Genomic DNA, 22,864 nt, shown 5'->3' on the forward strand with positions numbered 1-22,864 from the left:
TTCGCAGATCACCATATTTATACACGATTTTCGACAAATTTCGGGGTATTGCAACGACGCTTGCCAAAACCAGATATCAGCTCGAAACGTTTCCCGTCGCCATCCAGAAAACTCCGATCCCCCTATTCCAGAAAATCTGCGCGTTGCTGAAATCAGCGCCGTTAGCATCGACGCACTCATACGCAGCCGCAACCGCATCGCCCCTGCCCGACTCAGCACCAAGATGCGCATACGTAGTCAGCTCAGGCAACGCAATGCCGCGACTAGTCCAATACCGTTTCTTGTTGAAACCAACATCGTGCGCGCCCTTGCCGCAGTACTTGGCTATATACGTTGCAATCAGATGCCGCATCGCCCGCCCCTTGCCGCCGAGTTTTCGAAACACGCACAGCTTCTTGAAATTCTTGATGCTGTCGTTCACCGCGCCGTCAGTGCCATCCCTGGCGATGACAGAAAGCCAGATTGAGCGAAGCAGTTTCCAGTTCTGACGACCGTTGACCGCGATATGGATATGCCACGCTCCGCGCTGCTGACGCTCAAGCACTGCAACGTAGTGAAAATCCTGAAGCTTCGACAGCCGACGCCGGAAGGTGTCCCACCATTTGGCCCACACTTCAATACGGGTCTCATTGACACGCGTCGAGAGTGTGAGCATACGATCAGCACGGATCGCCTTGCAGCGTTGCCGGATCATGCGCTTGGACCGCTCAATCGACGTGCGTAGCGACTTGTCAGACTTCACCGACACATCGGCATCAGTCTCACCCTGCAACGCCTCACGCTTGCCCCTGACACCCCGAGGCCGTAGCCGCAAGTCCTGAAAATGCCGTTGCACGCTCACGCTAAACGCCACTACTTCCTGCTGACCATCGGGAAACCGTTGCGTGCGCACGATGTACTCATCGCTAAACGGTGAGTACTCAGCAGTCTCACGCAACTCGACACCGGCGCTTCGTGCCCGGTTAAGCGCCTGGAACGAACCTGCCTCATTCAGAAGGCTTTGAAAAGACTGCGAATTCTGACCTACAATAGCTTCGTTCACGTTGGATAGTCCTGTATCTGACGTTGAGCCACCGCCCGGAATCGCTACCAACGATTGCCGGGTTTTTCTTTTCCTCGCGCCCTGCTGCCGCCTGCTGCAAGCGCCATTTCCGTTAAGTGTTAGAGGTACAAGTTTAGGGGCGCGCTGCGCGCGCCCCGGCTGTCCTCGCTACCGCTGCGGGCAGGCGGGCCGCTTCGCATCACGCTCATCCGCCACCGCCGCCACTTCCCGGACGCCGCCACGCACTCGTATTCAAGCCGCAGAGGTGCACAACGGCCCAGGAACTGCGGCTTTGCAGTGAGGGGCGGCCCGCCCACCCGCAACGCCTACGATCCACGCCAGTGGTACGACCCACTACTCGGTCCGGCGGGCCGCGCTCGCCGCGCGATAACCGCCCGCACTTCGCAGACGCGCCGCAACTGTCCATCGCTCCGATCACGTGCCGGACACTCCTGACGCTAGACGCCCGACGACCACACCGTGACCCCGCAGCAGCGATCAACCATCATTTTTCGTTACTCCTGCCCTTACGTTCGAGGTAATGGTTAAACGCGTAATATTTAACCGTTACGCGTAACGACAGCAAATGCCATCGGCATACAGACCGCCACCGCTATACAATTCCGTCGATCATAAAACGGGGCCACTCATGAGCATCGAAGACCGCGACTATTACCGCAACGACGTACACAGAAAATCTGCCAACCGTCGCCCGCCCGCGAGTCAAAGCGACTCCCTACTCCACCAGGTGATTAGCGAGACAGACAAACGAAAGCGCGGACGCAGACCGCTAATCGCCCTTGCGTGGATTGCCGCAGTAGCCGTGCTGTACCTGATTTTTTCCGTGACGACGAAACACACGTAGCCCGCATTAGATTTTCTGAACCTGCAACAGCAGCAGGATTTCTGTTTTCGACTTCGACACCGTATGCCCCGCCATCCAGCGCGGGAGGAACGACAGCCCCGAATTCACGCGAGTGCCCTTGTCCTGCGTCAACCCACCGATAAGCAGCACGTCACCATCCGCAACGTTGAACGAGCTTTCGACCTTGCGTGTGTTTTTCGTTGGAGAGTTGTTGACGCCGGTCGTCGTGTTCACGAAGTCGCTGATTTCTTCGACCAGCTGCAAATCAATTGCATCACGCTTGACCACCGGTTTCACCTGGAAGATCACGCCCGCATCCTGATACTGAACACTCTGCACAGGCGCAGCCGTCGCACTGGGATACGACACCGAGCCAATCACCGGCACCGATTCGCCAACATTCAGACTGGCAGTGTCGCCCGACCGGACGCGCAGATTCGGAGACGTCAGCACCTTGAAGCGCGAATCTGCATTCAACGCCGCCAGCGCCGCACTGAAACCACCTACGCTCAGCCGTATAGCGTTGTCTGTATCGCTGATGCTCCCAACGTTCAGCGACGCCCCTACCCGCCCGCCTAGCAGGCTCAACGCAAGCTGGAACGCCGAGTTGTTATCAGTGGTTTCCGTGACCTCATAGACCCACGCGCGAATCGACACATTGCTAACCGGCGTATCGAGCTGCGGCAGCAGCTTTTTGAGCATCGCAACCTGAACCGCCGACCCGACGAAGGCGACCACATCCGCCGACTGGTCAATCAGCCCCGCGGCTGAAGTCGCCGGCACATCGCTCGCAGCCTTGGCACCCTCCGGCGCAGCAACACTACGGTTTTGCAGCACCCGACCGCCAAACATCGGCTGGACAATACGGGACAGGTAATCTGCATTGCGGTATTTCGGCTCATACACGAACGTCACTTCGTCGCCCCGCTCACCGCCCGTTTTCGACCTGGCGACGTAATCAACGCCGTCACGCTGCGTCACCGAGTAACCGAGCGAATCGAGGAAGCCAACGAGAAAGGCGCGCACATCACCTTTCGACCTGTCAAACCGGAACGACACAGGCCGGGCATCGGCCAGCACCTCAGGATCAAGCACATACGGCGCTTGCAGCAATTCCGCATAAATCAGATCCACGACCTGCGCAACCGGAATGAACCGCAGATCAATGCGCGAACCACTCATACGCGGCAGCGCAGCCATCGACATGGCAGCGGAAGCACCCGCACTAACCGGCGTGACAGCAGGCATGCCAGGGGGAAGCGGGGGCATGTCTACCGGACCAGCAGATGCGGCAGCAAACGCAGCGTTCGCCACCACAAGCAGACCAACAGGAAGGAACCTCATTTACCCACCCCGGGAAGCAGCGACGCAGACACTTTCGCCCCCGACCACACCGTAACCCGATTGCCATCGACGCTACCCGCGACACTGAAACCGTGGCCCATAAATGCAGCGGGCGAAACCAGCCTCAACCGGTTCGAGCCATCCACGACGACGACCCACGCCACGCCATCGACGCGATAGCTACCCGCCACACGCCATGTCTCAGACGCAGACGGCACCGTAGGCGCAGCAGCGACCTCCACGCCACTCGCAACCGACGCCCCGACCGCAGCGCTCGCCTTTGTCGTAACAGGCTTTTTCACGACCGGATGAAAAAACCGCCAGGCCAGCACGCCCGCGAGACTCACCATCACCACAATGCCCGCCACAAACAGCCACAGCGTTTTACGCATCAGCACGTTCTGGCGCTTATCAACTGTGCTTTCCTTGCCGCCTGCACCGGCATAGCTTTTGTACAGCGGGAATATTTCCGCCCGGTACTTACGCACAAACGTCCCGGTCTGCGTCCCTTTGGTCTGCTTCGACGTCTCATACATCTCGACACGATAGCCGCTCGACAAACCCAAACTCTTGAGCTTGACCATACGGAACGAGAGCTCAACCACCGCCTTGATCGACCGATGCAAGTCCGCGATGCTCTGGATCATCAGCACCACGTCACACGCGACACCCGTTTCCTCATGCACGAAATGACGATGCATGCGAAAGAACGACATATGCTCCTTGCTGATTTTCTTATCTGTCGCCCACAGCTTCCACGCCTCATCAACCACCAGCAGATCACCGGGCTTCACAAAACCCGGCGTCACCGTTGCACCGCCCGCGCCCTCAACCTCTACCGGAAAAAAACCCGCCTCAAGCATGTCATCTGTGCGCACATGAACGATAGCGCCGAGCAGATCGACCGGCACGCCCCGTTTGTCGTGCAGATACGCGTGAATCGCTTCCTCACTCACGCCGTCAATATTCGTGACGACACGCCGACCCCGCTCGACGGCATCGAGCAGCGGACCAGACACGACCTCATACGACTTGCCGGAACCCATCACCCCGCAGTACGCATTAACAGACATAGCGTCACCCGATGACCGGAATGCGGCGAATGATAAAACGCGACACATACGCCGAAATCAGCAGCGGCACACCGTAACTGAACGCGCACAGATCCATGAAGTACCAAACATCCGTACCGATATTTCCGAATGCACCAGCAAGCGACGAAGCAGACGGCAGTATCCCGGAGCTTTGAAGAACAGCAACGAATTCCGTAGTGATGAAATACATCACGAAGTAGGCGAAAAACCGCCCGATGATCGAGCGCACCACGAAAGCCAGAACAACGTTAAACGCACTAATCAGTATTCCGTACATATTGCCCCCTAGGCAGTAAGCACAATGAACAGCGCCGCCAGCGAAAACACCAGCACGAACGTAACGTAGATTTGCGAGCGGAACTGCTCAGCAAGCGTGCATTGCGCGGTAACAGTAATCACGGTGCCAAACACGGTGACGGACGGCTCAGGACACTGCGCGTTATGCGCAGGAACGCCGTAGTTCTTAAGATCGGGCAGCATGCCGAGAATCGGCGCCATGATCTGGGCCGCCGTGGGAATCTGCTCAAGCGTTGGTGAACCGACGCCCGGATTCGGGCCAAGATCAACGGTTGTCGGCGGTGTAGCAGCCGGACTGGACGCAGGCGACGACGAGCCAGGGGTAGTGCTATTCGGGATCGAGTACGGGTTATTGCCAGACGACGCACCGGAAGGAGACGACACCCCCGAAGTCGCAGCGCTCACAGACGGCCACGACGAACCGGACGACGATTGGACTGAGCTTGCATCAGCTGACGTTATCGGACTATCGACCGGGTATGGCACACCGTTGTAACCCGGTTCCTGCGACGCCTGCTGCCAGAGCGAATCCCCCAGATCAGCGACCAGATCAGGTGACAGCGGCAACGCATCATCAGACGCCGGTATCTGACCAATCGCAGCAGACGGAGAAACCGTTTCTGGAGTAACAACCGGCGTTGCCTGCGGCGAATAGGCCGCACACGCGGTACCGGTCGCCATGCCGCTCGAACAGGTTCCACCTGACCAGGCAGTCGTAGACTGAACAGCATTGAAGCTCGGATTCTGAACCTGCCCGGAATTGGTTGTGTCAGTCCCCGTGCAGGCCGCCTGACCCGCCGTATAGACATTGCAACTGATCTTCCACGATTTAACCCCCGCAGCCTCCATAACCCGCTCAGCAACCGCATCTGCCGACGAACCCGTATAAAGAATGCTCCCCGGCAGTGCTTTCCAATACAACTGCCCATTAACCAACGGAGCAAACGGAGAACCCGACACCGCCCCACCTGTAACAAGCGGATTCCCCGAAATACTGATCGTGCCATCCTTGTTATACGTCCACTGATCTACCGACCCATCAGCAAGCGGCGTAGGAGTACCCGCTAGCAAACCACCGAGCAACGCAGCAGGCAACGACAACCACGCAGCACCCCCACCGAGTGCACCAGCAGCCTTGGACGCCTCCGCACCGATTGCAGCCTCAGTAGCCTTGACGACATCGCTCAGCGCCGTATAGCCAAGCTGACCGGCCTTCTTTTCAACCGTCGCCGCAATAACCTGATTCAGCGACGAAGTTGCCGGAGGTAACTGCTGCGCGTGCGCGACACCACCCAACAGCCCGAGCGCTAACGCGATCGTTATCCGCATCCGCATATCAGCCCCCCATGCCTTGAATAACCGCCCACGCACTCAGCAGGCCCCACAGGAACATCACGAGATACCAGGCGTTATTGACGTCCATCACCACCCCCAAGCCGCACCATAAAAAAAGGCGAGCATGACGCCCGCCCTACCGACAGCAGCGGGACCTGCTTAGCCCCCGCGAACCATGCCGATAACGATCTTTGCACCGCGAACCGCCAGCCACAGACCGACCAGCAATGCCGCCACCGCCAACACCGCCGCGATGGTCGACGTAAAGTCGACACCAGTCGTGAGCGCGGTGTAATCCGGACCACCGGCCGCCTGCGCGAACGAAACCGGCGCAACCAGCGCGGCAGCTACACCGAGCGACACAGCAGAAACCACACGACGAACACCCGACTTGATTTTCAGCATCACACACCCCTTTACTTGAATGCCGGGAAGCGCCCGGCGCGCATTTCAGCCTCGCCTGACAAAATTGACGACGGCCCCAATTCCTAGACACGCGAAATACAGCGCGACCACCGAGGTAAATGCCAACCCCCAAAACCCAAACGCCTGCGAATAATCAAACGGCGTCGAATCACTTGTGCTATCGACAAGCGCCAGATGCAGAACGCTGACCGTTCCCGCCGTGCCATCGCTTGCCGTGCATCCGACAGCGTTGCCCGACGCAGTGACCGTCACCGCTGACGCCCCACTCACGCACGCTGCAACGTCGATTCCCGTGCTCACGACCGTTCCTTACGCCATCACACCGGCACCCGCCTTCGCCTTCGGACCACTCATGCCGAATGGAACCAGCGACACAACGCGCGGTTCGAGCTTGCCTTCCATCGACTTGAAGAACGAGAACTGCGCGAGGTAGTCGCCTGGTGCAGAATCCTTCAGGACGTCGGGCAGATTGATCGTGCCGACGACGATTTTTTTACCCTCGCTATCCTCCTGTTCGAGGATGCATTGCGCCTCATGAATCGACCACGGATTGCCGGTTTTCTTCGCAATGCCCGAACGATGCGCAACTTCAAGAATTGTCAGTTTCTGCGTGTTCATATCAATCACCTTTAAATTAGTAGTGCTATGCGCACTGATTAAACCCATTCAGGGAAAATAAAAAATCGCAAACTTGTCGCGACGAAAACGCCTAACGCGTTACAGCCTTCAAATCACTACACGCACCGCAACTGCCAGCACGGTCAACGCCACACCATGCGCACAACTCGTCAACGACTTCGACGGACACCGCACGAAAGTCGCGGCGACGTATCTCGCTTGCACACGACCGAACCGGCTCGCTAACCGACCCGTCAAACAGGTCCGGCGTCACGTGATCGGCGGCGCACTTAGCCATATTCATTTCAGAAGCGGAAGGGATTGACCGGTGCGCCGACTTCGATAGGCACCAGCGTGAGAAATTCGGGTTGACGACCCGAGCGGGAAAGCGCGCTACGGGCCTTTTTGCGCGCCCTTTCAGCGTCAGGCGCGGAGACTTCGACCGTGGCAACGCGCGCATGGGCGCACTGCGTATACACGTGGACCTCGTATTCAGGCACAGCCACCCCCGTAACGTCAGCTTACAAACCCGGCCATAGGCGGGGTTTACCTTTTTGGTGATGCTGATAAACTTCGCCAAATACGGCTAAGCCAAATTCGGCCTAGCCAAAATTGGCTTAAGACGCATGTTAGCCAAAAATGGCGAAGTTTAATAAGGGAATTTCACTATGGAATACGACGACCTGATAGCTACTGCCATAAGGGGCCGCAGTGTCAACGGCCTTGCAAAAACATGGGGGTTGCCGCAGAAGACCTTGGAGAACTACGTCAAAGGTAAGTCGCTACCCTCTTACACAGCTCTGTCTATCCTGGCGCGCGAAGCGGGAATTTCGACAGCAGAAGCCGTCCAGATAATGATTGCCGAAGAGCATCGGCGGAAGGAATCGAAAGAAATTTTCTCACCGGGTTTTCGCCTGCTCACTAGCGCCTTGAGCAGCCTGTTCACGCGGGATTACGCCGTGTAAGCAGGTGCGTTAGTGAGTTCATAACTCTCGATAAATTATCAACCGAATGCATGTCAGGGCTTTTTAGAAATGTCCGGTTCTGGCTCATTAGAAATGTCGTGTTTCTGAACGCTGGCATGCTGGTCGGTCCGTTGCGAGATTTCGGAGCCGGCGATGCATCCAGCGACACCGGTGACACTGAACATGCCCGAACTCGACAGGTTCAAGATCATTCAGAAACCCGCCCGACCAATGCCCGCCAAATGACTCCCTCTACGGCAGCGATTGACCGATGGCAATCATGTTTCCTTCGCTGTCGAAGAACCAGCATCCAAGCTCCGCGCTGCCTTTGCTGGGATAGTTGCCCTCCACCCGCGCGATGCCGTCCACAGTCCTGAGGGACGGACCGTCATAGTCAAGGAGTTGAACGCCGCGATCGCGCAACAGCGTGGCCGTCTTGTGAATGTCGGCGACGGTGATGGCCAACTGGGTGAACGTGCCCGGTGATGTGCCGCTCGAATGGAACAGCGAAAACTCACCGTCCCCGATCCGGTAGCGCAGACCGCCGTGACGCTCTTCTATCGGCTCCAGTCCCAGCTTCTCGGCATACCATCGCCGCGCCCGAGAGAGGTCCCTGGTCGGCAAGCGTGTCGCGACACTGCTGAACAGCATGTCCTTTATGCTCATGTTTCTGTGCTCCATTTTCTGGTGGGTTTCGCCCCATCGGCAGTTACGAGTGCGGTGGATGCGAATTCGATCGGTGATCACCGGCCAGACACAGGCAATTAGCTCGACGTGCTCTGCAAAATTGCCTGATGACGAGTAAATGGTGAGGAACGGCGGCTTAGTCCAGCAATACCTGTTCTGCTTAACAATGCGTCGTGCTAGAGCATGGGATGCGCCGTCGGATAGAGTGCGGTCCTCAGGGCGAGTCCACCAAGTACAACAAAAATAACGGCAGCGAGAATGTGGACGGCCTTAGTCGGCAGACGGTCTGCGAACTTGTGTCCAAGATAGATGACGGGCACATTCGCCAGCATCATGCCCAGTGTCGTGCCTGCGACAACGCCGAAGAACTCGTGAAAGCGCGCGGCGAGCGCAACGGTGACGATCTGGGTCTTGTCGCCCATCTCTGCGAGAAAGAAGGTCACGGCCGTCGTGCCGAAAACACCCATTGAATTTTTTGTCAGTACTGCATCGGCATCATCCAGCTTGTCGGGGACGAGAATCCACACCGCCATCACGGCAAATGACACGACGACTGCCCAATTCAGGATGCCCGGGCTGAGAATGCTCGCGAGCCACACGCCCAACGCACCGGATGCGCCGTGGTTGACGAGCGTTGCGGCAAAGACACCAAGAATGATGGGAATGGGCTTGCGATATCGCGCAGCAAGCACAAGGGACAGGAGTTGCGTCTTGTCGCCAATTTCGGCCAGGCCAACAACGCTGGTTGAAACAAGGAAGGATTGCATGGGATTGTTGTACCCGGGCCGCGCCGAAAGAACGCGATGACGCGCATTCCGGCGACCCGGTTAGGTCGGAATGCGTGTCATCGGTCTTGCCAGGCATTTAGCTGCGCACGCCATGGAGAATCTTTCGACTCGCCAAGTATGTTGACATGCGCCCCCGAACATCGCGTTCGAGGCGGCTACTCCCCAATGAGCAGGCGCGATTTTAACGCACCGCCCGTTACAGAAGCAAGTCGCCATATTGGAAGCTCTTACAGATAGAGGCGCGCCTTGGATCGCGTCATTCAAAGTGGCGGCGCCCGGCCCGGGTGTCCGCCTGGATGATCACGTTAAATAGCGCTTTGATGAGGCCTTCTGCTAACCCGCCGTCCCCGCATACGCAGCCTTCAGCGCGGCTACGTCGAACTTCGTCATCTTCATCATGGCTTCTGCAACGCGCCGGGCCTTGACTGGATCGGGGTCAGCCATCATCGGGATGAGATCGTTTGGAACGATCTGCCACGAGACGCCGAAGCGATCTTTCACCCAACCGCACTCCTCCGTCGAACCGCCGCCCTCGAGAAGCGCGTCCCAATAGCGGTCAAGTTCAGCCTGATCGTTACAGTTGACCATCAAGGATATCGCGTGGTTAAACGGGTCGAGTCGCCCGGCGCTCATGGCGATGAAGGGCTGCCCAAAAAGAACAAACTCGACGACTTTCGTGGACCCGGCGCTCGGTACCGCCGTGACCCGAACGACGCGCGAGTCCGGGAAGATGCCCGCATAGAAAGCAGCGGCCTCCTCTGCTTCGTTCGAGTACCAGAGGAAAGGCGTGATCTTTTGAATCGTCATGGCAAATCTCCTGTCAGTTTTGGCTGGATGCGGAGGCAAGCCGCATGCATGCCGACATTGAGACGACGAAGGAAGACTATCAAAATCGACACGCCAGGAAGAAAAATCTCACTTTTTAATCAGCTTCGCCCACACGGGCGCGACCCCGCTTGCCGGGCGAACAGCGAAAGGCCCGCGTTTGCGCGCAGCCTGGGCAAACGGTAGCGGTCCTTCGAAGCGCCCGATGTAACACCAAGTGGAAACCGCGGAACCCACCGCCTCTCCCAGAGTACGTGCGCATACGCGCTTCTTCGATATCAGGACGCCGTGCCCGCCTTCGGCGATGACGCGCTGCTGCTATTGCCGCCATGCCCACCCGGAATGGCGATTCCGCTGTCGTCCTTGCGCGAGCAGCCGCTATACGAAGCGGCAATGACAACGATGAGAAGAACTTTCATCAATATGCTGACCATCGTGATCTCCACTCGCATAGCGAACGGGATATCGCCGGTACCGCCCTCTTACAGCTGTACGGGTCTGGGTGCCTCTGGGGAAGGGGCGTCGAGAAGTACGGTTGCCACAATTCAAGTGCCACGTTTGATCGGAAGGCAACGGCGCAATCTGTGTACCTGGCGGGCATCCTTGCACTGGGATACCGCCGCCGTCAATCCGCATTGAAATTTCTACGTTTGGTTTTGAAAACCATTCATCCAGCCAAACACATTTATCCAGCCCAAATCCGGCCGAAATCGGCCGGACAGGCAGCCTCATTCCTCAGTGCACGCGGCGCGTGCGTTCCCTGATATCGCGCCGCGCTGAAATGGCTTATGTGCTCTTCCCTCCCCCATTGATCCCGGCGCCTTTGCGCCACACTTCCTTGCCTTTTTCGGATAGCTCGCCGCTGCTATGTGTCGCATCGGACTCCGTTCCTTCGACGGCCATCGAGCCGCCCGGTTGTTCTTGCGCTTTCTGTTTCCGATGCTTTTCCGCGGCACTTCGTTCATCGTGGGACCGCCCTGCATAGGGATTCATTTCGCCCTCCAAGAGTTTCTATGGTTCACGCCAGCGCGTCTGTGGGACGCGCATAACGTGTGCCTGTATTCAATCGTGCAGGCGCTCAATTCCGCAGCCCGTTCGAACGGGCATTTTCTTTGCTTCCATTGAAAGTTGGAGTCACCGTTGAATCGCCGAAGGTCGATAACAGTACCGGTAGTCCCAGATGGCCGTCCGCGCAACTGCGGACGGCGCGGAAGCCCGCGAACTTTTGACTGGTGAGGAGGTTTAGCGATTACGATCGGACGTATCCATGCTTTGTCTTTTCGAATTCTGAATAGCCTGAGTATCGGAGGCAATCATGCAATGCGGGTATCGTGGGTGGATCATCGACGCGACTCCGAGTTTCTCCCTTGGGAAATTCTTCGCTCACGCGCGACTGGTCCGTGTTTCGGCTGACGATGACGTTGACGGTGAAATGCACATCGAGCGCCATCTTTCGTATTTCGACACGAAGGATGAGGCGATCGAGGTTGCCCAGGATTGGGCGTTTGCATGGATCTGCCAGCGAGAGAGCATCGTCGATAGCAAACAGGACCAGACGCTAACCTTCCGGCACGACATTCTGGCCGATACGCCGGCCAGATAGATGCAGTGCCAGGATGCGCCACATCCTGGACCGTAGCCGGACGTGGCCTGGCAGCGCCCTCGACTATGTCCGGCTATGTCCCATTACGTCCGGCTGAGCGTTCGATACAGTTCGTTTGCGCGTTTCGGTGCAGGCGAAGATCGGCCTCGCTCATCGGCGTGACCGGATGCCGTGTCATCGTCGGATGCCGATCCAGCCTGTAGTCGACACCGTCGACCGCGGCACACAGGCCATCCGCGCCAGGCGCGAAATCTGCTGCTCGATAAACCCGTTGATCGCCTGTACTGTTTAATGCCAGTCCGGGCGAGCGACCTCAGCGGCTCAATCGGGGCGACCGGTCACACTTTCCATGACAGGCAAGCGGATCCCGTCCGTCGAATCAAAAAGGAGAAAAAACGGTGACTCTGCTCATTTATCTCGCAGGTTGGATCATTCTGATAGGCGGCGTGGCGTGGGGCTTGATGGCGCTGCACGTCGCTCAACATACGATCGCGATCGTGGCGGTCATCCTGCTCGGCGTCGCCGTGATCACAGGCGCCACCCGGGCGCGCAACCGCGACCGGTCATAAAGCCGATACGTTGTTACTACTCCCGCGTTCCCCTTCGTCAGAACGCGGCAAACGCCGCCTCTGAGCCCACCCGCCTTACGCCCAGATAAAGCTTCATTCCCCGGCCGACCGCGGTAACGGTCGCGCTGGGCACCGTTACTCGCTTGATCCACTATGCATTTTCACCTTACATTTTGACATGTTGTGATGCGAATCATTCGCATTTACAAAAGGCGTCATATCCCTCGATGTGGCGCGCACGGTAGGCTATGACGGCAAACGAATTGGCCCTGCACCACGAAATGCAGGTGCTCTACAGGGATCATCACGGCTAGCTCCATGCATGGCTGCGTAAGAAGCTCGGCTGCGCGCATCGCGCTGCCGATCTCGCGCACGACACGTTCGTACGTCTGCTCGCTCGCGATGAGCCGCTCGCCCTCGAAGAGCCACGTGCGTTCCTGACCACGGTCGCGCAACGCGTGATTGCCAACTACTGGCGCCGCGAGCAGATCGAGCGTGCTTACGTGGAAGCCTTGGCGCTCGTGCCTGAAAGTTTCGCGCCCTCGCCTGAAGAACGTGCGCTGCTACTGGAAGCGCTGTGTGAAATCGACAGTCTGCTGGAGCGGCTGCCGGTTGCCGTCAAACGTGCCTTTCTGCTGGCCCAGCTCGACGGCCTGGGCCACGCCGAGATCTCCGCACAACTCAAGCTGTCCATCTCGACCCTGAAACGCCATCTGGTGCGCGCCGGCGCGCAGTGTTTCTTCGCGCTGAGCGCAGCCTGACAGGTGGCCAGATGAACGCGAGCGCGAGACCCGATATTCCGCAGCACATCGCCCTGCGCGCCGCGGAGTGGTGGATGGAATTGCAATCCGGCGAAAACACGCACGCGCAGCAGCTCGCGCTGACGCGCTGGTGCGCCGCGCGAGCGTCAAGTTGTTGGAGGGGCTAGTCAGAGAAGTGGGGCCAGCGCGCCTCTTTTCATCGCTGCAAAGGCGCTCGCGAAATGCACCACACGCGACTCCACTAACATCGCTTGTCCGCCGTTTCCGTGAGCCATAGCAGCGGAATAGTCGAAATTAGCGTCGCGACGATCAAGTACCACGCGGGCGCGATATGGCTGCCTGTGGCGCTGATGAGCCATGTCGCGACGACTTGGGCGGTTCCGCCGAAAACCGCGACTCCAAGTCCAAAGACGATCGAAAGCGACGTAGCTCGGATTCGGCACGGGAACGTCTCCGTGATCATCACAAAAACTGGCACCGCCTGCAACACGACCAGGAACGACAACACTGCGACCACGCAGATCAATGCGGCCGTGGAACGATACGCGTCCAACAGCATGAAGCCCGGCAGGACCGATATCGCAAGGGCAAATCGCGACCACAGGACGGTCCGCTTGCGGCCAATCCGATCCGATAAAATCCCCGCATAGGTTGACGTCGCTACGCTTACGGCCGAGGCAGTGACGCCTGCCCAGAGCGCGACCGACAGCGGCATTTCAAGGAATTGGGTGGCGTATGTGGAAAGGTAGAAGACGACTACGTAGGTGGTTATCGTACTGCCGCCCATCAGCAACAAACACGACCAGACCAGCTTACCGTTCTCCTTGAACACCTCTGCGAGGGTAGCCATATTGCCCGATTTCCGCGCCTTCGGCATCAGCGTCTCATTGAGATGACGTCGAATGTAGATTCCGAGCGGGACCATTGCTACGCCGATTGCGAACGGAATACGCCAACCCCACGCGTAGAGCTGGTCGTGCGAAAGTGTGTTGGTCAACAATACTGCAACGCCGGCGCCTGCAAGCGAACTCAACCCTTGGCTGAAAAGCTGCCAACTTCCGTAGTAGCCGCGATCTTGGTCACCAGCATACTCAAGCAAAAGTGAGGTCGAGACGCCCACCTCGCCACCGAGTGCAAAACCCTGCAATAGTCGTGCGCAGACGAGCCAGATGGGGGCGAACACTCCAATCTGTGCATAGGTAGGCGCCAGCGCCACTCCCAAGGACCCGCCCGCCATCGACAGAAGGGTTAATGTCATGGCCGGTTTGCGACCGGCACGGTCAGCGTATAGACCAAGAATGACCCCTCCGATAGGGCGTGCCACAAATGCGATTCCGTAGCTGCCCACAGCCAGCATCAAGCTTACAACGGGATCTTTCGCAGGGAAAAACGAACTACCAATAAGCACTGCGAAAAATGAGTAGACGATAAAATCGAAGAACTCCAGGCCATTGCCTATCGTGATTGCTGCAATCGTAGTAAATGTTGGCGTACGGCGCTCGGCATCAGCGACGGTGGTCATAAATTTCCTTTGAACTTGGGTAGTATCTTGGCGTTGTCGCTTCCGATCAAGCCACTATTTGACATCCGACCGCGCATCAGCGGCGATGGGCAAGCTAATGCCACACCGCGTCTGGATCACTTCCTCCAACCTGTTAAAACAATCAACTCTTTTGGTGAGGTGATTGCCCATTCACCCTGCATAAGGCTCTTAACCACCCTATCAGCTAACCATTTCAGTGGCAGACACCCGATGCTACTGGGCGTCCGGAAGGCTAATGGACGACATGAAGGGCAAATGACTCCACAACGGCCAGACCTACCGTGACTACGGAACCGGCCTATTCAAGCGAAAATTCCCCGTCGATGCGTCAGGCGCTCTGCAGCAGTCCCAGGCTGGAGAGTTCGAAATTCGTTGACGTACCGTTTTCCGCCTTTTGCACAGTCACCGCTACCGGGTCGCATGTAACACCCGCTCTAGTAAGCGCGCATCGCCAGGCGTTCTGTCTCCGGTGGGAATACGCACCATCTGCCATTGCCGTGTCGAAAAAAAAAGATTCCTACCCAGCCTGTAGTCCGCAATACCTCGACACGCACGTAGCGGCTCTGATTCAAGCGCGTGCGACTGAACCGGATTACCCGAACCGGTGTTGAAGCAGTTGGCACAAGCCATTTCTCGACCTGCAATCGCAATGACCTTTCTGCGATACCCATCTTCGCCCTCTCCAATGCCATTTACGTTGAGTCGGCACCAGCTCTATTGCATTTGCCCCGGCGCTGCTTCCGCGCCGGGGAGTCCTATTTTGCATGACGCCTACTGAAAGTGGTCCGGCGCCCAACCTTGATCAAAATCACGCGGGTTTGGCCAAAAATTTCTAACTCAGGAAGCCAGGTTACCGGCTATGTCTAAGCGGCAGGACTACTCGCGCGGTGCCTGCGTTCGTTACAAAGCCGAGCTCGCAATCGCACGTGAGATCAATGTCGACCCAAGCCTCGCCGTCCGTCATCCCTTTTGCCTTAACAACCCCCGCACAGGATGCCCTAAAGCCGATCAATAACCACTGGCGGTTACGTTGCGTGAACTGATGAATCCACGAATTTGGGCCGGCCCAGTTCAATATCAGGCGTGCGAACCAAGAGATTCGCAGATGACCGAAAACATACGCATCTGGCATGCCATCATGTTCGCCCCCCACCTCGTCCACCCCAGTCCCGATTGTCGCCGCGTTGAAGCGCCCAAGATTCTGAAGCATCACAGGAGGAATTTCGAGGATAGGCAGATCATCTCCCACATTGACGTCCTCGTAATATCGTTGCGAATCCCGACGAGCCGCAGGCAAGGAAAACGAACCTGGAAAGCGTGTCGGCTGAATCACGTTTCGCGTGCCGCCGTCAGGAAGTGGTGGATAGGGGGACTGATTTGTTGCTCCTCCACGCGAAGAGTTCATGAGGAAATACTGCCCTCCCCGAGTCGCTATCTTCTCTCCATATTGGTCAAAGAAAACTGTCTCGAAGCGAAGGAGAACGCTAGTTCCCATCTTGCGACCTGCCTTCAGGTCAGCACTAGCCAACCTGCTGCTAGATCGAATGAAATTCCCAGGTCGAGCCGGTTTGAGGAAGGTCCAGTCGTCGGCCGCGTGAGCAAAGAGGTTCAACTCCTCGCCTTCTGGATCATGAAGTTTCGGGAGTCTCGGGATAATCCAGGCGGAATGGCCGTGGCTCATCAGATACCCTGGGGGCGCAATGATTCCCTTCCACTTTGTGCTCGATGCGAAATCAGCGTCTAGATAGAGTGCGTTGTAATCGTCGACTGAATGGGCGAAGTGACGAATGCTGTCTCGTGTTACTTCATAGTTAAACTGCTCAGGCTGTTCAAGCTCCTTGCCAATTACGTCCAGGTACGGACTCAAATCAAGAGTCGGTTCGTGTCGATTTTCCATGTCCCAGTTCACTCCGTTGCAACGAAAAATTATTCGGTATGCGCTATTTTTTCTGAGCGCGGGTCTCGATCAGCACATCTAGAAGTCTGACACCCTCTCCTTTGGGAAGCACCGCTACAGGATTGATATCGATTGCGTCGATCACATGTCCATACGCACGTCCAATCTCCGAGAGCTTGAGTGCTACGTCTATCAGAGCATCCTGGTCAGCCGGCGGCGCTCCGCGAAAACCTTTTAGCAGCTTTGCAACGCGAGTTTGGTCCAATTTCTCGACGATGGTCGCACGCGAGCACGGCAACAGCATAAGTCGTACATCGTTCTGGATTTCCACTTGGATGCCACCCCATCCAATTGCCAAAGCAAGGCCAAAGGGCTCCTGCCGACTAAGGCCGATCAGTACCTCCACACCGGAGGACACCATCTCCTGGACAACCACTCCATTGATTCTCGCATCGGGACAGTTGTGTTTTACGGTCGCAAGCATATCCTCGAAAGCGATGGAAACCTCAGCGGCGGATGCCAGATTCAGCACAACGCCTCCGACTTCTGTTTTGTGTGCTATATCCGGAGATTCGATCTTGATAGCGACAGGGAAGCCAATTTCCTCGGCTAGGTCGGCGCACTGCATTGCATTTTCTGCGAATGCCTCCTTCATAACCGGCAGACCGCATTCGGCGAGAAATTCCTTCGCTTCCCGCTCAGTCGGCGGCATTGGGAGTTGAAAACGCTGAATCCATCGCGGATTCGCCTGAAGTTGAGGACGGTTCGACGTCGTCGTGGTAATTGAACGATCGGCCATCTGCATGAGCCTGCTGATTGCGAGCAGACCGTTTCTTGCACCAAGCAAGATCGGAACTCCGGATTCTCGAAGAGGTGCGGCAATCAATGGATGAACATTTTCTTTGGTGTTGTTGTAAAACACGATAGGCTTTTGGATTCTATCTAGAGCCGATGTGAGCGCACGGGCGACGCCGGCGTATGTCCGAACCTGGTTATCGCTTAGCGTATGGGAACTGTCCTGGCCTACTGCCACCAGAGCAACTTCTGGATCGGAAGCGAGTGCACAGAGTAGTTGCTCGTAGACATCGGGCGAACCTGTTCGGGCATCGAGTGGATTTGATGCGTATGCAAAGTTCGGCATCGAACGCTCGATTTCCACCTTGGTTTCGTTTGTCAAATCGGCGAGTCTCAATCCGACGTCTTCCGCGAGATCGCAGGCCATCGCCATCTCGCCGCCACTGATACCGATGATCGCGACTCCGGTGCCGATCGGATGACGCGTGAGTTGCTCGAGTAGCGCGGTTGACTCGACGAGTTCGTCCAGGTCAGCCACAGTGATAACCCCGCATTCACGAAAAAATTCGGCATACGCTTCATGAGGACCAGCAATTGCACCGGTGTGTGCTATGGTCGCCGCAGCACCTTTGGTTGAACGGCCGTTCTTGAGTGCGACGATGCGTTTTCCGGCGCGGGCCATCTTTTCAGCGGCCGCCTTGAACGCCGCGGGGTTGCGCAACGTTTCAACCACCATGGCAACGACACGGGTTTCCGAATCTTCCGCAAGGAAATTAAGGTAGTCAGCCATATCCAGCACTGAACCGTTGCCTACGGAGGCCATACGACTCACACCAAACCTTCCGGTATTGCCGAGAACCACGCAGCCGGAACCGGAATGAGAGAGGATTGCTACGCTGCCGCGATGAGCGATTTCAGGCCAAGATCCACTGTATGCGGAGAACCCCGAATAGAAGTCAACGAGCCCCATACAATTTGGACCGCAGAGTTGAATATCGAAACGTTTCGCCGTTTCCACCAGTTCGGCCTCGCGCCGCTGTCCGTTCTGGTTCGACTCCGCGAATCCACTCGCGTAGACTACTGCCGCTCGGACTCCCATGCGTCCGGCCACTTCAAGTTGTTCAAGTACCTTCTCTGCTGAAATTGCCAGAACAACGCATTCCGGAACCTGTGGCAGAACGTCGAGCGAAGCGTAGACCTTCTCGCCTTCAAACAGACTGGAGGTCGGGTGGACTAGATAAATCGAACCTTCGAAACGGCCCTTCTGCAGATTTAAAAAGGTCGACTGGCCGTGCGAACGTTGAGGAGAAATGCCGAGGATCGCGACCGACTTGGGCGAAAAAAGAGAGGAAAGCGGGCTTGGTGTCATATTAAGGAATATTAACTATTTGTCAGTTTTCTTCGACGCTTAATCAATTCGTTGCCGTCTAGAAACGTGTCACCATTCCGACTGCTAAGCCGGTCGAAGCGCTAGCGCCAGGGCGTAAATTGAACGTTAGAACGTTGGCCGGATCCTTCTTATACGCGCCAGAAAACCCGTTTCGATCAACTTCTGCGTATAGTTCGGTCCGCTTCGAAAGAAAATATTCGGCAATCGCATAAGACGTAGTCTTATGCCCGCTCGCACCGGCGATGTTGCCAAGATTGCTCGCCAGATCGTCGTAAAATGCTGCTGTTAGTACGACCGCCGGGCTCGGTATATACACTAGGCCGGCTGTCGGAATTTTGTCTCTGCGCTGAGGCGACGTCGCCGACGCCCCGGTCACGGCTAGTGACAGGTAATTTGCATAAAATCGGACTGGACCCAGTTGGGCCGTTCCGCCAATTTCGACCGTCTGTGCCCATTGAGACGCGTCGGCTTTGTACGTCCGTCCGTAGCCCGCGCCGCCCGAAAATATTCCGGCTTGATACACTGCGGAGGCCGAGAAATTTGAGCCCGCCTGGGTGTTGCCCGCGACGCCTCCGAACGAATAGCTCGTTCGAAATACAAATCCGCCGATCTGCCCGCGGTATTTCACTGTATTGTTGAACCAGTCATCCCCCGTGAAGAAATTGCCAACTAGCAATGCGGCAGGGACGGTCGGCGCGCTTCCGCGCGCGCTGCTTGGGTCCATCTGGATCAGGAAATCTTCAAACGCGCTAAATTGCCTGCCAAGCGTCAGTTGGCCGTATTTGGTGGACAAGCCTACGTCGGCAGTCGAAGAGAAAAGCACCGCAGGGTTAAACACCCCACCGGTGCCCGGATTGAAAGTGCTACGAAGGTAGAACGTCGCCTCAGTCCCTCCGCCAAGATCCTCCTTTCCCTGGAGAATGAACGCGCTCAGCGCGATGTCATTTCCTGCGAAAGCCAGCGTCGAACCGCCTGTCGTGCCGTTTTGCCATCTCAGTCCTCCCCCCACCACACCGGCCAGCGTCACAGTTGATTGCGCGCAAGCCGTACTAGCCACTAATGCAAGCCCAATAGCGCCTATGACCTTCTTCATTTCGGCTCCTCCGTCTTTGTCGAACAACTCGTTTTTGTAGATATATCCGGTCTCGCTGCTGGCGCTGGTGCGGTGACACTCCGGCTCTAGGCGCCGCTAGTGTTGTTAGGCCGCCGCTTTCGAAGACTGAGGGCAGTATAGAAAGGCATGCGCACACAAAATAGTGATAAAGTTCTATCCCTATAACCAATGCTTATACCGCCAAGGCCTGCCGTGCCGCTGAAATTGCATCAACTCCGTGCCCTGGTCGCAATTGCCGATTTAGGCAGCATCAACAGCGCTGCCAAATTTCTCTGCCTGAGTCAGCCGGCGATCACGCAAGCGATCCGCGACCTTGAAGCCGGTGTCGGTGTCGCGTTGTTGGCTCGAACCAATAGCGGCGTGACTGTCACGCAGCGCGGCAAGTCGCTGCTGCGTCACGCCAGACTGATCGTTTCTGAATTGGAGAGGGCCGAAGAGCACATGCTCCAGGAAAGAGGCTCCCTGGAAGGCAAAATTGTCGTAGGCCTGATGCCCCTTGCTGCCGTGACGATACTGCCGAAGGCGTATGTCCGATTTCGCAAGGAAATGCCAAGAATTCGCGTTGAGTTCATTGAGTTGCCGGTTGCCGGGTTATTAAACGGTTTACGCAGCGGCACACTCGATATTGCGATCGCATCTCCTGTGGCTTCTTTCCTCGACGCGTCGATCAATCACATCGATCTGACATCTATCCCAGCAACCCTAGCTGTTCGGCGCGACAGCCCGCTCGCAAAAGCAAAGACGTTGGCGGAATTGGCCGACGCTGAATGGCTTTACTCGGATACAACGGATTCTTATGCGAAACATATCGTAGCGCTGTTCCAAGATCACGGCCTGGAGCCCCCGAGACGGATGACGCGCTGCACTTCGCAGGCGCTTCTCTACAATCTGGTGTTGTCAATGGACGCAGTGATAACGGCTTGGGCGTTGCAAACGACAGGGGCGCTCAATATAACGGACAAACTTATTACCCTCGATTTTGTACCTGCGCGACCTCCGATGGCTCTGCAGCTTTTACAAAGTCAGGGCGCAATCCAAACCCCGGCTTCGGAGCATTTCATACGCTGCATCTTCGAAGTAGTGCGGGAAGATTTTTCATTCGAGCAGAGCTGCCCGGAGCCGAAACAATCTTAGCGCCGTCGGCGCGCCCTGACTCAAAGCTTGACGGTTGCGGCAGTGCTAGCGTACGGACGAGGCCGGCTAGCGTAATCGCTGTCGATTCTGCCACGCCTCCCGCGCTTCCTCGGAATTGCGGGATATACCCATCCAAAACGTACGCGTCACCATGCTGATTTGCACGGCGACGGTCCCGCCGACGTCACCAACATGATTGCATGCACAAGGCATGCACTTCGCCACTCTTTGCTTCGCCTTTTCTGTCTCTGCAGCACCTTCACTGTGTGTGCACTTGGTCATAATTCGCGGGTCCGGGCTTCGAATCAAGGATTCACAACCGTAAAGTCAAACGGTCAAAGGTCATTGGCTTTAGGCACTTTCGCGGGGTATTGCCTGCTCGGCAATTGAGAGTGTGCGAGATTGGCTATGTTGTCGCCTGCTCGTGCGCGCAGCCTCAGGCACGTGCAGCCAACTCTGTGGCAGTTCGTCGTAAGCCGCATCTCAAGAGCGAAGTGACGACTTTATTTCGCGTCCGGGAAACCCATACTGAGTATGGGTCGCCACGTGGTCGGGGTGCCACCGAGTGCCGAGTTGACAACTTTATAGTCGCAACGTTGACATCTTTAACGCGTTCTACGCGATGAGCTGGGGCAAACCGGGCCTTGGCGCAACGACCATTGCGACCCTGTACGGCCAACCGGAAAAAGCGGCGATCTTTGCGTACGAAAAAGGCGCCACGATGGACTACGAATCGCTGGCCCCGGCCCGGCGCGTGATGTTCTTCCTGAACAACGACACATTCGGGAATCTCTCGCCGGCAGGAAACAGAATGTTCGATGCAGCGGTGGATTGGGCGGCAGGAGTAAGTTGAGGGAAAAATCAAACGGAGACACGACAACGCGGGCTGCCACGGCGAGCGGATCCCGGACAAGGAAAAGAACACAGCGACGGGATACATGAAGCACTCTTCGGCGCGCGCAGCGCCGCCGGAAGTATGACGGCCTTGTCACCAAGGCGGAATGTGCGAGGAGACGGATTCCAGATGCACCACTACCGTAACTGCGCGGGTGACCCGCTTAAGAATTAGCGGTGCAAAGCCGCTTTCTTTGCTTATCTTTCTTTGCGGCGGCAAAGAAAGTAAGTGCCGCCCCGCACAGGGGCGACACTAATAGACCAATAAGAAATCAAGAAAAGGCCAAAAACCCCGACCAAGGAAAGCCCAACGCCACAGGCGAAGAACAACACCAGCATCAATTTGCCGAAGCCCCAGCATCAACCTCCGGGGCCCCAGCTGTCTTCACATCACCAGCCCCTTCCCCGCCATGCTGAATAGCATATATCTCCCGATTGCGAGCAATCTCCCTAGCCGTAGGCGGATAGTCATTATTAGGCGTCGGCACAAGCCCTTGAGCCTGAGCCTGCTGCAACTGAGCCATGACGTCAGCGCGCGTCAATCCCGACGGATTGGACTGGGCAAAGGCATTCGCCCCAAACGGCAGGCTAAGAGCAGCAATGGCAATAGCGGTAAGCAGTTTCATGATGTCTCTCCGATGATGAGCAAGAAATGAGTGGCCTGAACCACGCTTCCCATTCTTGTCATTTCAGCTGTCGGAGCACTGACCTTTAGATTACCGTTTTGTTATCTACGCGCCGCGCTTAAACCAAAACCCAAGATAACAGAACGGTAATGTAGCGGACCGCAGCCCGTAAGGGCCACTCCCCCACACTCCTGACTCACGAAGAAGCCCTCGTCCCGCGCCACCAGGCGCATCAAAAACTCGCGCTTCCAT

21 protein-coding genes, 2 pseudogenes and 1 riboswitch are annotated in these 22,864 nt (G+C 56.9%); of the genes and pseudogenes, 6 read left to right on the top strand and 17 right to left on the bottom strand.

What is annotated here, in order from left to right; genetic code table 11:
- Positions 1-76: 76 nt before the first annotated feature.
- The 7 genes from PQQ52_RS11485 to PQQ52_RS11515 form a co-directional block, all read right to left on the bottom strand.
- Positions 77-994 (bottom strand): rolling circle replication-associated protein, encoded by a 918-nt coding sequence (locus PQQ52_RS11485; protein ID WP_408211035.1) that lies wholly within the window; start codon positions 992-994, stop codon positions 77-79.
- Between the two features lie 919 nt (positions 995-1,913).
- On the bottom strand, positions 1,914-3,176 hold the full coding sequence (locus PQQ52_RS11490; RefSeq protein ID WP_408210625.1) for a type II secretion system protein GspD: 1,263 nt from the start codon (positions 3,174-3,176) through the stop codon (positions 1,914-1,916).
- Between the two features lie 71 nt (positions 3,177-3,247).
- Positions 3,248-4,324, bottom strand: a complete 1,077-nt coding sequence (locus PQQ52_RS11495) for a zonular occludens toxin domain-containing protein (protein ID WP_408210628.1) — start codon at positions 4,322-4,324, stop codon at positions 3,248-3,250.
- 4 nt (positions 4,325-4,328) lie between these two features.
- Positions 4,329-4,622 (bottom strand): DUF2523 family protein, encoded by a 294-nt coding sequence (locus PQQ52_RS11500; RefSeq protein ID WP_408210631.1) that lies wholly within the window; start codon positions 4,620-4,622, stop codon positions 4,329-4,331.
- A gap of 8 nt (positions 4,623-4,630) precedes the next feature.
- A complete protein-coding gene (locus PQQ52_RS11505; protein ID WP_408210634.1) occupies positions 4,631-5,971 on the bottom strand; it encodes a hypothetical protein in 1,341 nt (446 codons plus the stop codon).
- A gap of 165 nt (positions 5,972-6,136) precedes the next feature.
- Positions 6,137-6,382: a hypothetical protein gene (locus PQQ52_RS11510; protein WP_408210637.1), complete on the bottom strand. Its 246-nt coding sequence runs from the start codon at positions 6,380-6,382 to the stop codon at positions 6,137-6,139.
- A 330-nt stretch (positions 6,383-6,712) separates the two neighbouring features.
- Positions 6,713-7,021: a cellulose synthase gene (locus PQQ52_RS11515; protein WP_408210640.1), complete on the bottom strand. Its 309-nt coding sequence runs from the start codon at positions 7,019-7,021 to the stop codon at positions 6,713-6,715.
- Positions 7,022-7,689: 668 nt separating this feature from the next.
- Between PQQ52_RS11515 and PQQ52_RS11520 the strand changes: the two genes are divergently transcribed.
- On the top strand, positions 7,690-7,986 hold the full coding sequence (locus PQQ52_RS11520; protein WP_408210642.1) for a hypothetical protein: 297 nt from the start codon (positions 7,690-7,692) through the stop codon (positions 7,984-7,986).
- A gap of 252 nt (positions 7,987-8,238) precedes the next feature.
- Here PQQ52_RS11520 and PQQ52_RS11525 read toward each other — a convergent pair whose 3' ends face one another.
- The 5 genes from PQQ52_RS11525 to PQQ52_RS11545 all read right to left on the bottom strand — a co-directional run bounded on the left by PQQ52_RS11525 (position 8,239) and on the right by PQQ52_RS11545 (position 11,279).
- Complete coding sequence (locus PQQ52_RS11525; RefSeq protein ID WP_408210645.1) at positions 8,239-8,652, bottom strand: VOC family protein; 414 nt, start codon at positions 8,650-8,652, stop codon at positions 8,239-8,241.
- Positions 8,653-8,849: 197 nt separating this feature from the next.
- On the bottom strand, positions 8,850-9,440 hold the full coding sequence (locus PQQ52_RS11530) for a TMEM165/GDT1 family protein (protein ID WP_408210648.1): 591 nt from the start codon (positions 9,438-9,440) through the stop codon (positions 8,850-8,852).
- A 13-nt stretch (positions 9,441-9,453) separates the two neighbouring features.
- Positions 9,454-9,637: riboswitch (yybP-ykoY riboswitch) on the bottom strand.
- 157 nt (positions 9,638-9,794) lie between these two features.
- On the bottom strand, positions 9,795-10,268 hold the full coding sequence (locus tag PQQ52_RS11535) for a VOC family protein (RefSeq protein WP_408210650.1): 474 nt from the start codon (positions 10,266-10,268) through the stop codon (positions 9,795-9,797).
- A gap of 296 nt (positions 10,269-10,564) precedes the next feature.
- Entirely contained in the window at positions 10,565-10,705 is a 141-nt protein-coding gene (locus PQQ52_RS11540) for a hypothetical protein (RefSeq protein WP_408210652.1), read from the bottom strand.
- Positions 10,706-11,072: 367 nt separating this feature from the next.
- A complete protein-coding gene (locus PQQ52_RS11545) occupies positions 11,073-11,279 on the bottom strand; it encodes a hypothetical protein (RefSeq protein ID WP_408210654.1) in 207 nt (68 codons plus the stop codon).
- 322 nt (positions 11,280-11,601) lie between these two features.
- Between PQQ52_RS11545 and PQQ52_RS11550 the strand changes: the two genes are divergently transcribed.
- From PQQ52_RS11550 to PQQ52_RS11560, 3 genes and pseudogenes are all read left to right on the top strand, one after another.
- A complete protein-coding gene (locus PQQ52_RS11550; RefSeq protein WP_408210657.1) occupies positions 11,602-11,889 on the top strand; it encodes a hypothetical protein in 288 nt (95 codons plus the stop codon).
- 398 nt (positions 11,890-12,287) lie between these two features.
- A complete protein-coding gene (locus tag PQQ52_RS11555) occupies positions 12,288-12,458 on the top strand; it encodes a hypothetical protein (protein ID WP_408210660.1) in 171 nt (56 codons plus the stop codon).
- Between the two features lie 248 nt (positions 12,459-12,706).
- Positions 12,707-13,219, top strand: a pseudogene (locus PQQ52_RS11560) (sigma-70 family RNA polymerase sigma factor).
- Positions 13,220-13,460: 241 nt separating this feature from the next.
- Here PQQ52_RS11560 and PQQ52_RS11565 read toward each other — a convergent pair.
- The 4 genes from PQQ52_RS11565 to PQQ52_RS11580 all read right to left on the bottom strand — a co-directional run bounded on the left by PQQ52_RS11565 (position 13,461) and on the right by PQQ52_RS11580 (position 19,937).
- Positions 13,461-14,741, bottom strand: a complete 1,281-nt coding sequence (locus PQQ52_RS11565) for an MFS transporter (protein ID WP_408210662.1) — start codon at positions 14,739-14,741, stop codon at positions 13,461-13,463.
- A gap of 871 nt (positions 14,742-15,612) precedes the next feature.
- Positions 15,613-16,659, bottom strand: coding sequence for a MaoC family dehydratase (locus tag PQQ52_RS11570; RefSeq protein WP_408210665.1), 1,047 nt, complete (start codon positions 16,657-16,659; stop codon positions 15,613-15,615).
- Positions 16,660-16,702: 43 nt separating this feature from the next.
- Positions 16,703-18,823, bottom strand: a complete 2,121-nt coding sequence (locus PQQ52_RS11575; RefSeq protein ID WP_408210667.1) for an acetate--CoA ligase family protein — start codon at positions 18,821-18,823, stop codon at positions 16,703-16,705.
- Between the two features lie 58 nt (positions 18,824-18,881).
- Positions 18,882-19,937, bottom strand: coding sequence for a porin (locus PQQ52_RS11580; RefSeq protein WP_408210670.1), 1,056 nt, complete (start codon positions 19,935-19,937; stop codon positions 18,882-18,884).
- 213 nt (positions 19,938-20,150) lie between these two features.
- Here PQQ52_RS11580 and PQQ52_RS11585 point away from each other — a divergent pair, with 213 nt between their 5' ends.
- Complete coding sequence (locus PQQ52_RS11585; protein WP_408210673.1) at positions 20,151-21,092, top strand: LysR substrate-binding domain-containing protein; 942 nt, start codon at positions 20,151-20,153, stop codon at positions 21,090-21,092.
- A 622-nt stretch (positions 21,093-21,714) separates the two neighbouring features.
- Positions 21,715-21,945: pseudogene (locus tag PQQ52_RS11590) on the top strand (hypothetical protein); the annotation flags it as partial.
- Positions 21,946-22,324: 379 nt separating this feature from the next.
- Here the strand turns inward: PQQ52_RS11590 and PQQ52_RS11595 are convergent.
- Positions 22,325-22,612 (bottom strand): DUF4148 domain-containing protein, encoded by a 288-nt coding sequence (locus PQQ52_RS11595; RefSeq protein ID WP_408210676.1) that lies wholly within the window; start codon positions 22,610-22,612, stop codon positions 22,325-22,327.
- Positions 22,613-22,864: the final 252 nt, after the last annotated feature.

The organism is Paraburkholderia sediminicola, from assembly GCF_046030555.1.
Classification (GTDB): Bacteria; Pseudomonadota; Gammaproteobacteria; order Burkholderiales; family Burkholderiaceae; genus Paraburkholderia; species Paraburkholderia sediminicola_E.

Excerpts from the sequence above, each read along its gene's own strand:
- PQQ52_RS11490 (WP_408210625.1), bottom strand. The coding sequence starts at position 3,176 with ATGCCCCCGCTTCCCCCTGGCATGCCTGCTGTCACGCCGGTTAGTGCG.
- PQQ52_RS11495 (WP_408210628.1), bottom strand. The coding sequence starts at position 4,324 with ATGTCTGTTAATGCGTACTGCGGGGTGATGGGTTCCGGCAAGTCGTAT.
- PQQ52_RS11500 (WP_408210631.1), bottom strand. The coding sequence starts at position 4,622 with ATGTACGGAATACTGATTAGTGCGTTTAACGTTGTTCTGGCTTTCGTG.
- PQQ52_RS11505 (WP_408210634.1), bottom strand. The coding sequence starts at position 5,971 with ATGCGGATAACGATCGCGTTAGCGCTCGGGCTGTTGGGTGGTGTCGCG.
- PQQ52_RS11510 (WP_408210637.1), bottom strand. The coding sequence starts at position 6,382 with ATGCTGAAAATCAAGTCGGGTGTTCGTCGTGTGGTTTCTGCTGTGTCG.
- PQQ52_RS11515 (WP_408210640.1), bottom strand. The coding sequence starts at position 7,021 with ATGAACACGCAGAAACTGACAATTCTTGAAGTTGCGCATCGTTCGGGC.
- PQQ52_RS11520 (WP_408210642.1), top strand. The coding sequence starts at position 7,690 with ATGGAATACGACGACCTGATAGCTACTGCCATAAGGGGCCGCAGTGTC.
- PQQ52_RS11525 (WP_408210645.1), bottom strand. The coding sequence starts at position 8,652 with ATGAGCATAAAGGACATGCTGTTCAGCAGTGTCGCGACACGCTTGCCG.
- PQQ52_RS11530 (WP_408210648.1), bottom strand. The coding sequence starts at position 9,440 with ATGCAATCCTTCCTTGTTTCAACCAGCGTTGTTGGCCTGGCCGAAATT.
- PQQ52_RS11535 (WP_408210650.1), bottom strand. The coding sequence starts at position 10,268 with ATGACGATTCAAAAGATCACGCCTTTCCTCTGGTACTCGAACGAAGCA.
- PQQ52_RS11540 (WP_408210652.1), bottom strand. The coding sequence starts at position 10,705 with ATGAAAGTTCTTCTCATCGTTGTCATTGCCGCTTCGTATAGCGGCTGC.
- PQQ52_RS11545 (WP_408210654.1), bottom strand. The coding sequence starts at position 11,279 with ATGAATCCCTATGCAGGGCGGTCCCACGATGAACGAAGTGCCGCGGAA.
- PQQ52_RS11550 (WP_408210657.1), top strand. The coding sequence starts at position 11,602 with ATGCAATGCGGGTATCGTGGGTGGATCATCGACGCGACTCCGAGTTTC.
- PQQ52_RS11565 (WP_408210662.1), bottom strand. The coding sequence starts at position 14,741 with ATGACCACCGTCGCTGATGCCGAGCGCCGTACGCCAACATTTACTACG.
- PQQ52_RS11570 (WP_408210665.1), bottom strand. The coding sequence starts at position 16,659 with ATGGAAAATCGACACGAACCGACTCTTGATTTGAGTCCGTACCTGGAC.
- PQQ52_RS11575 (WP_408210667.1), bottom strand. The coding sequence starts at position 18,823 with ATGACACCAAGCCCGCTTTCCTCTCTTTTTTCGCCCAAGTCGGTCGCG.
- PQQ52_RS11580 (WP_408210670.1), bottom strand. The coding sequence starts at position 19,937 with ATGAAGAAGGTCATAGGCGCTATTGGGCTTGCATTAGTGGCTAGTACG.
- PQQ52_RS11595 (WP_408210676.1), bottom strand. The coding sequence starts at position 22,612 with ATGAAACTGCTTACCGCTATTGCCATTGCTGCTCTTAGCCTGCCGTTT.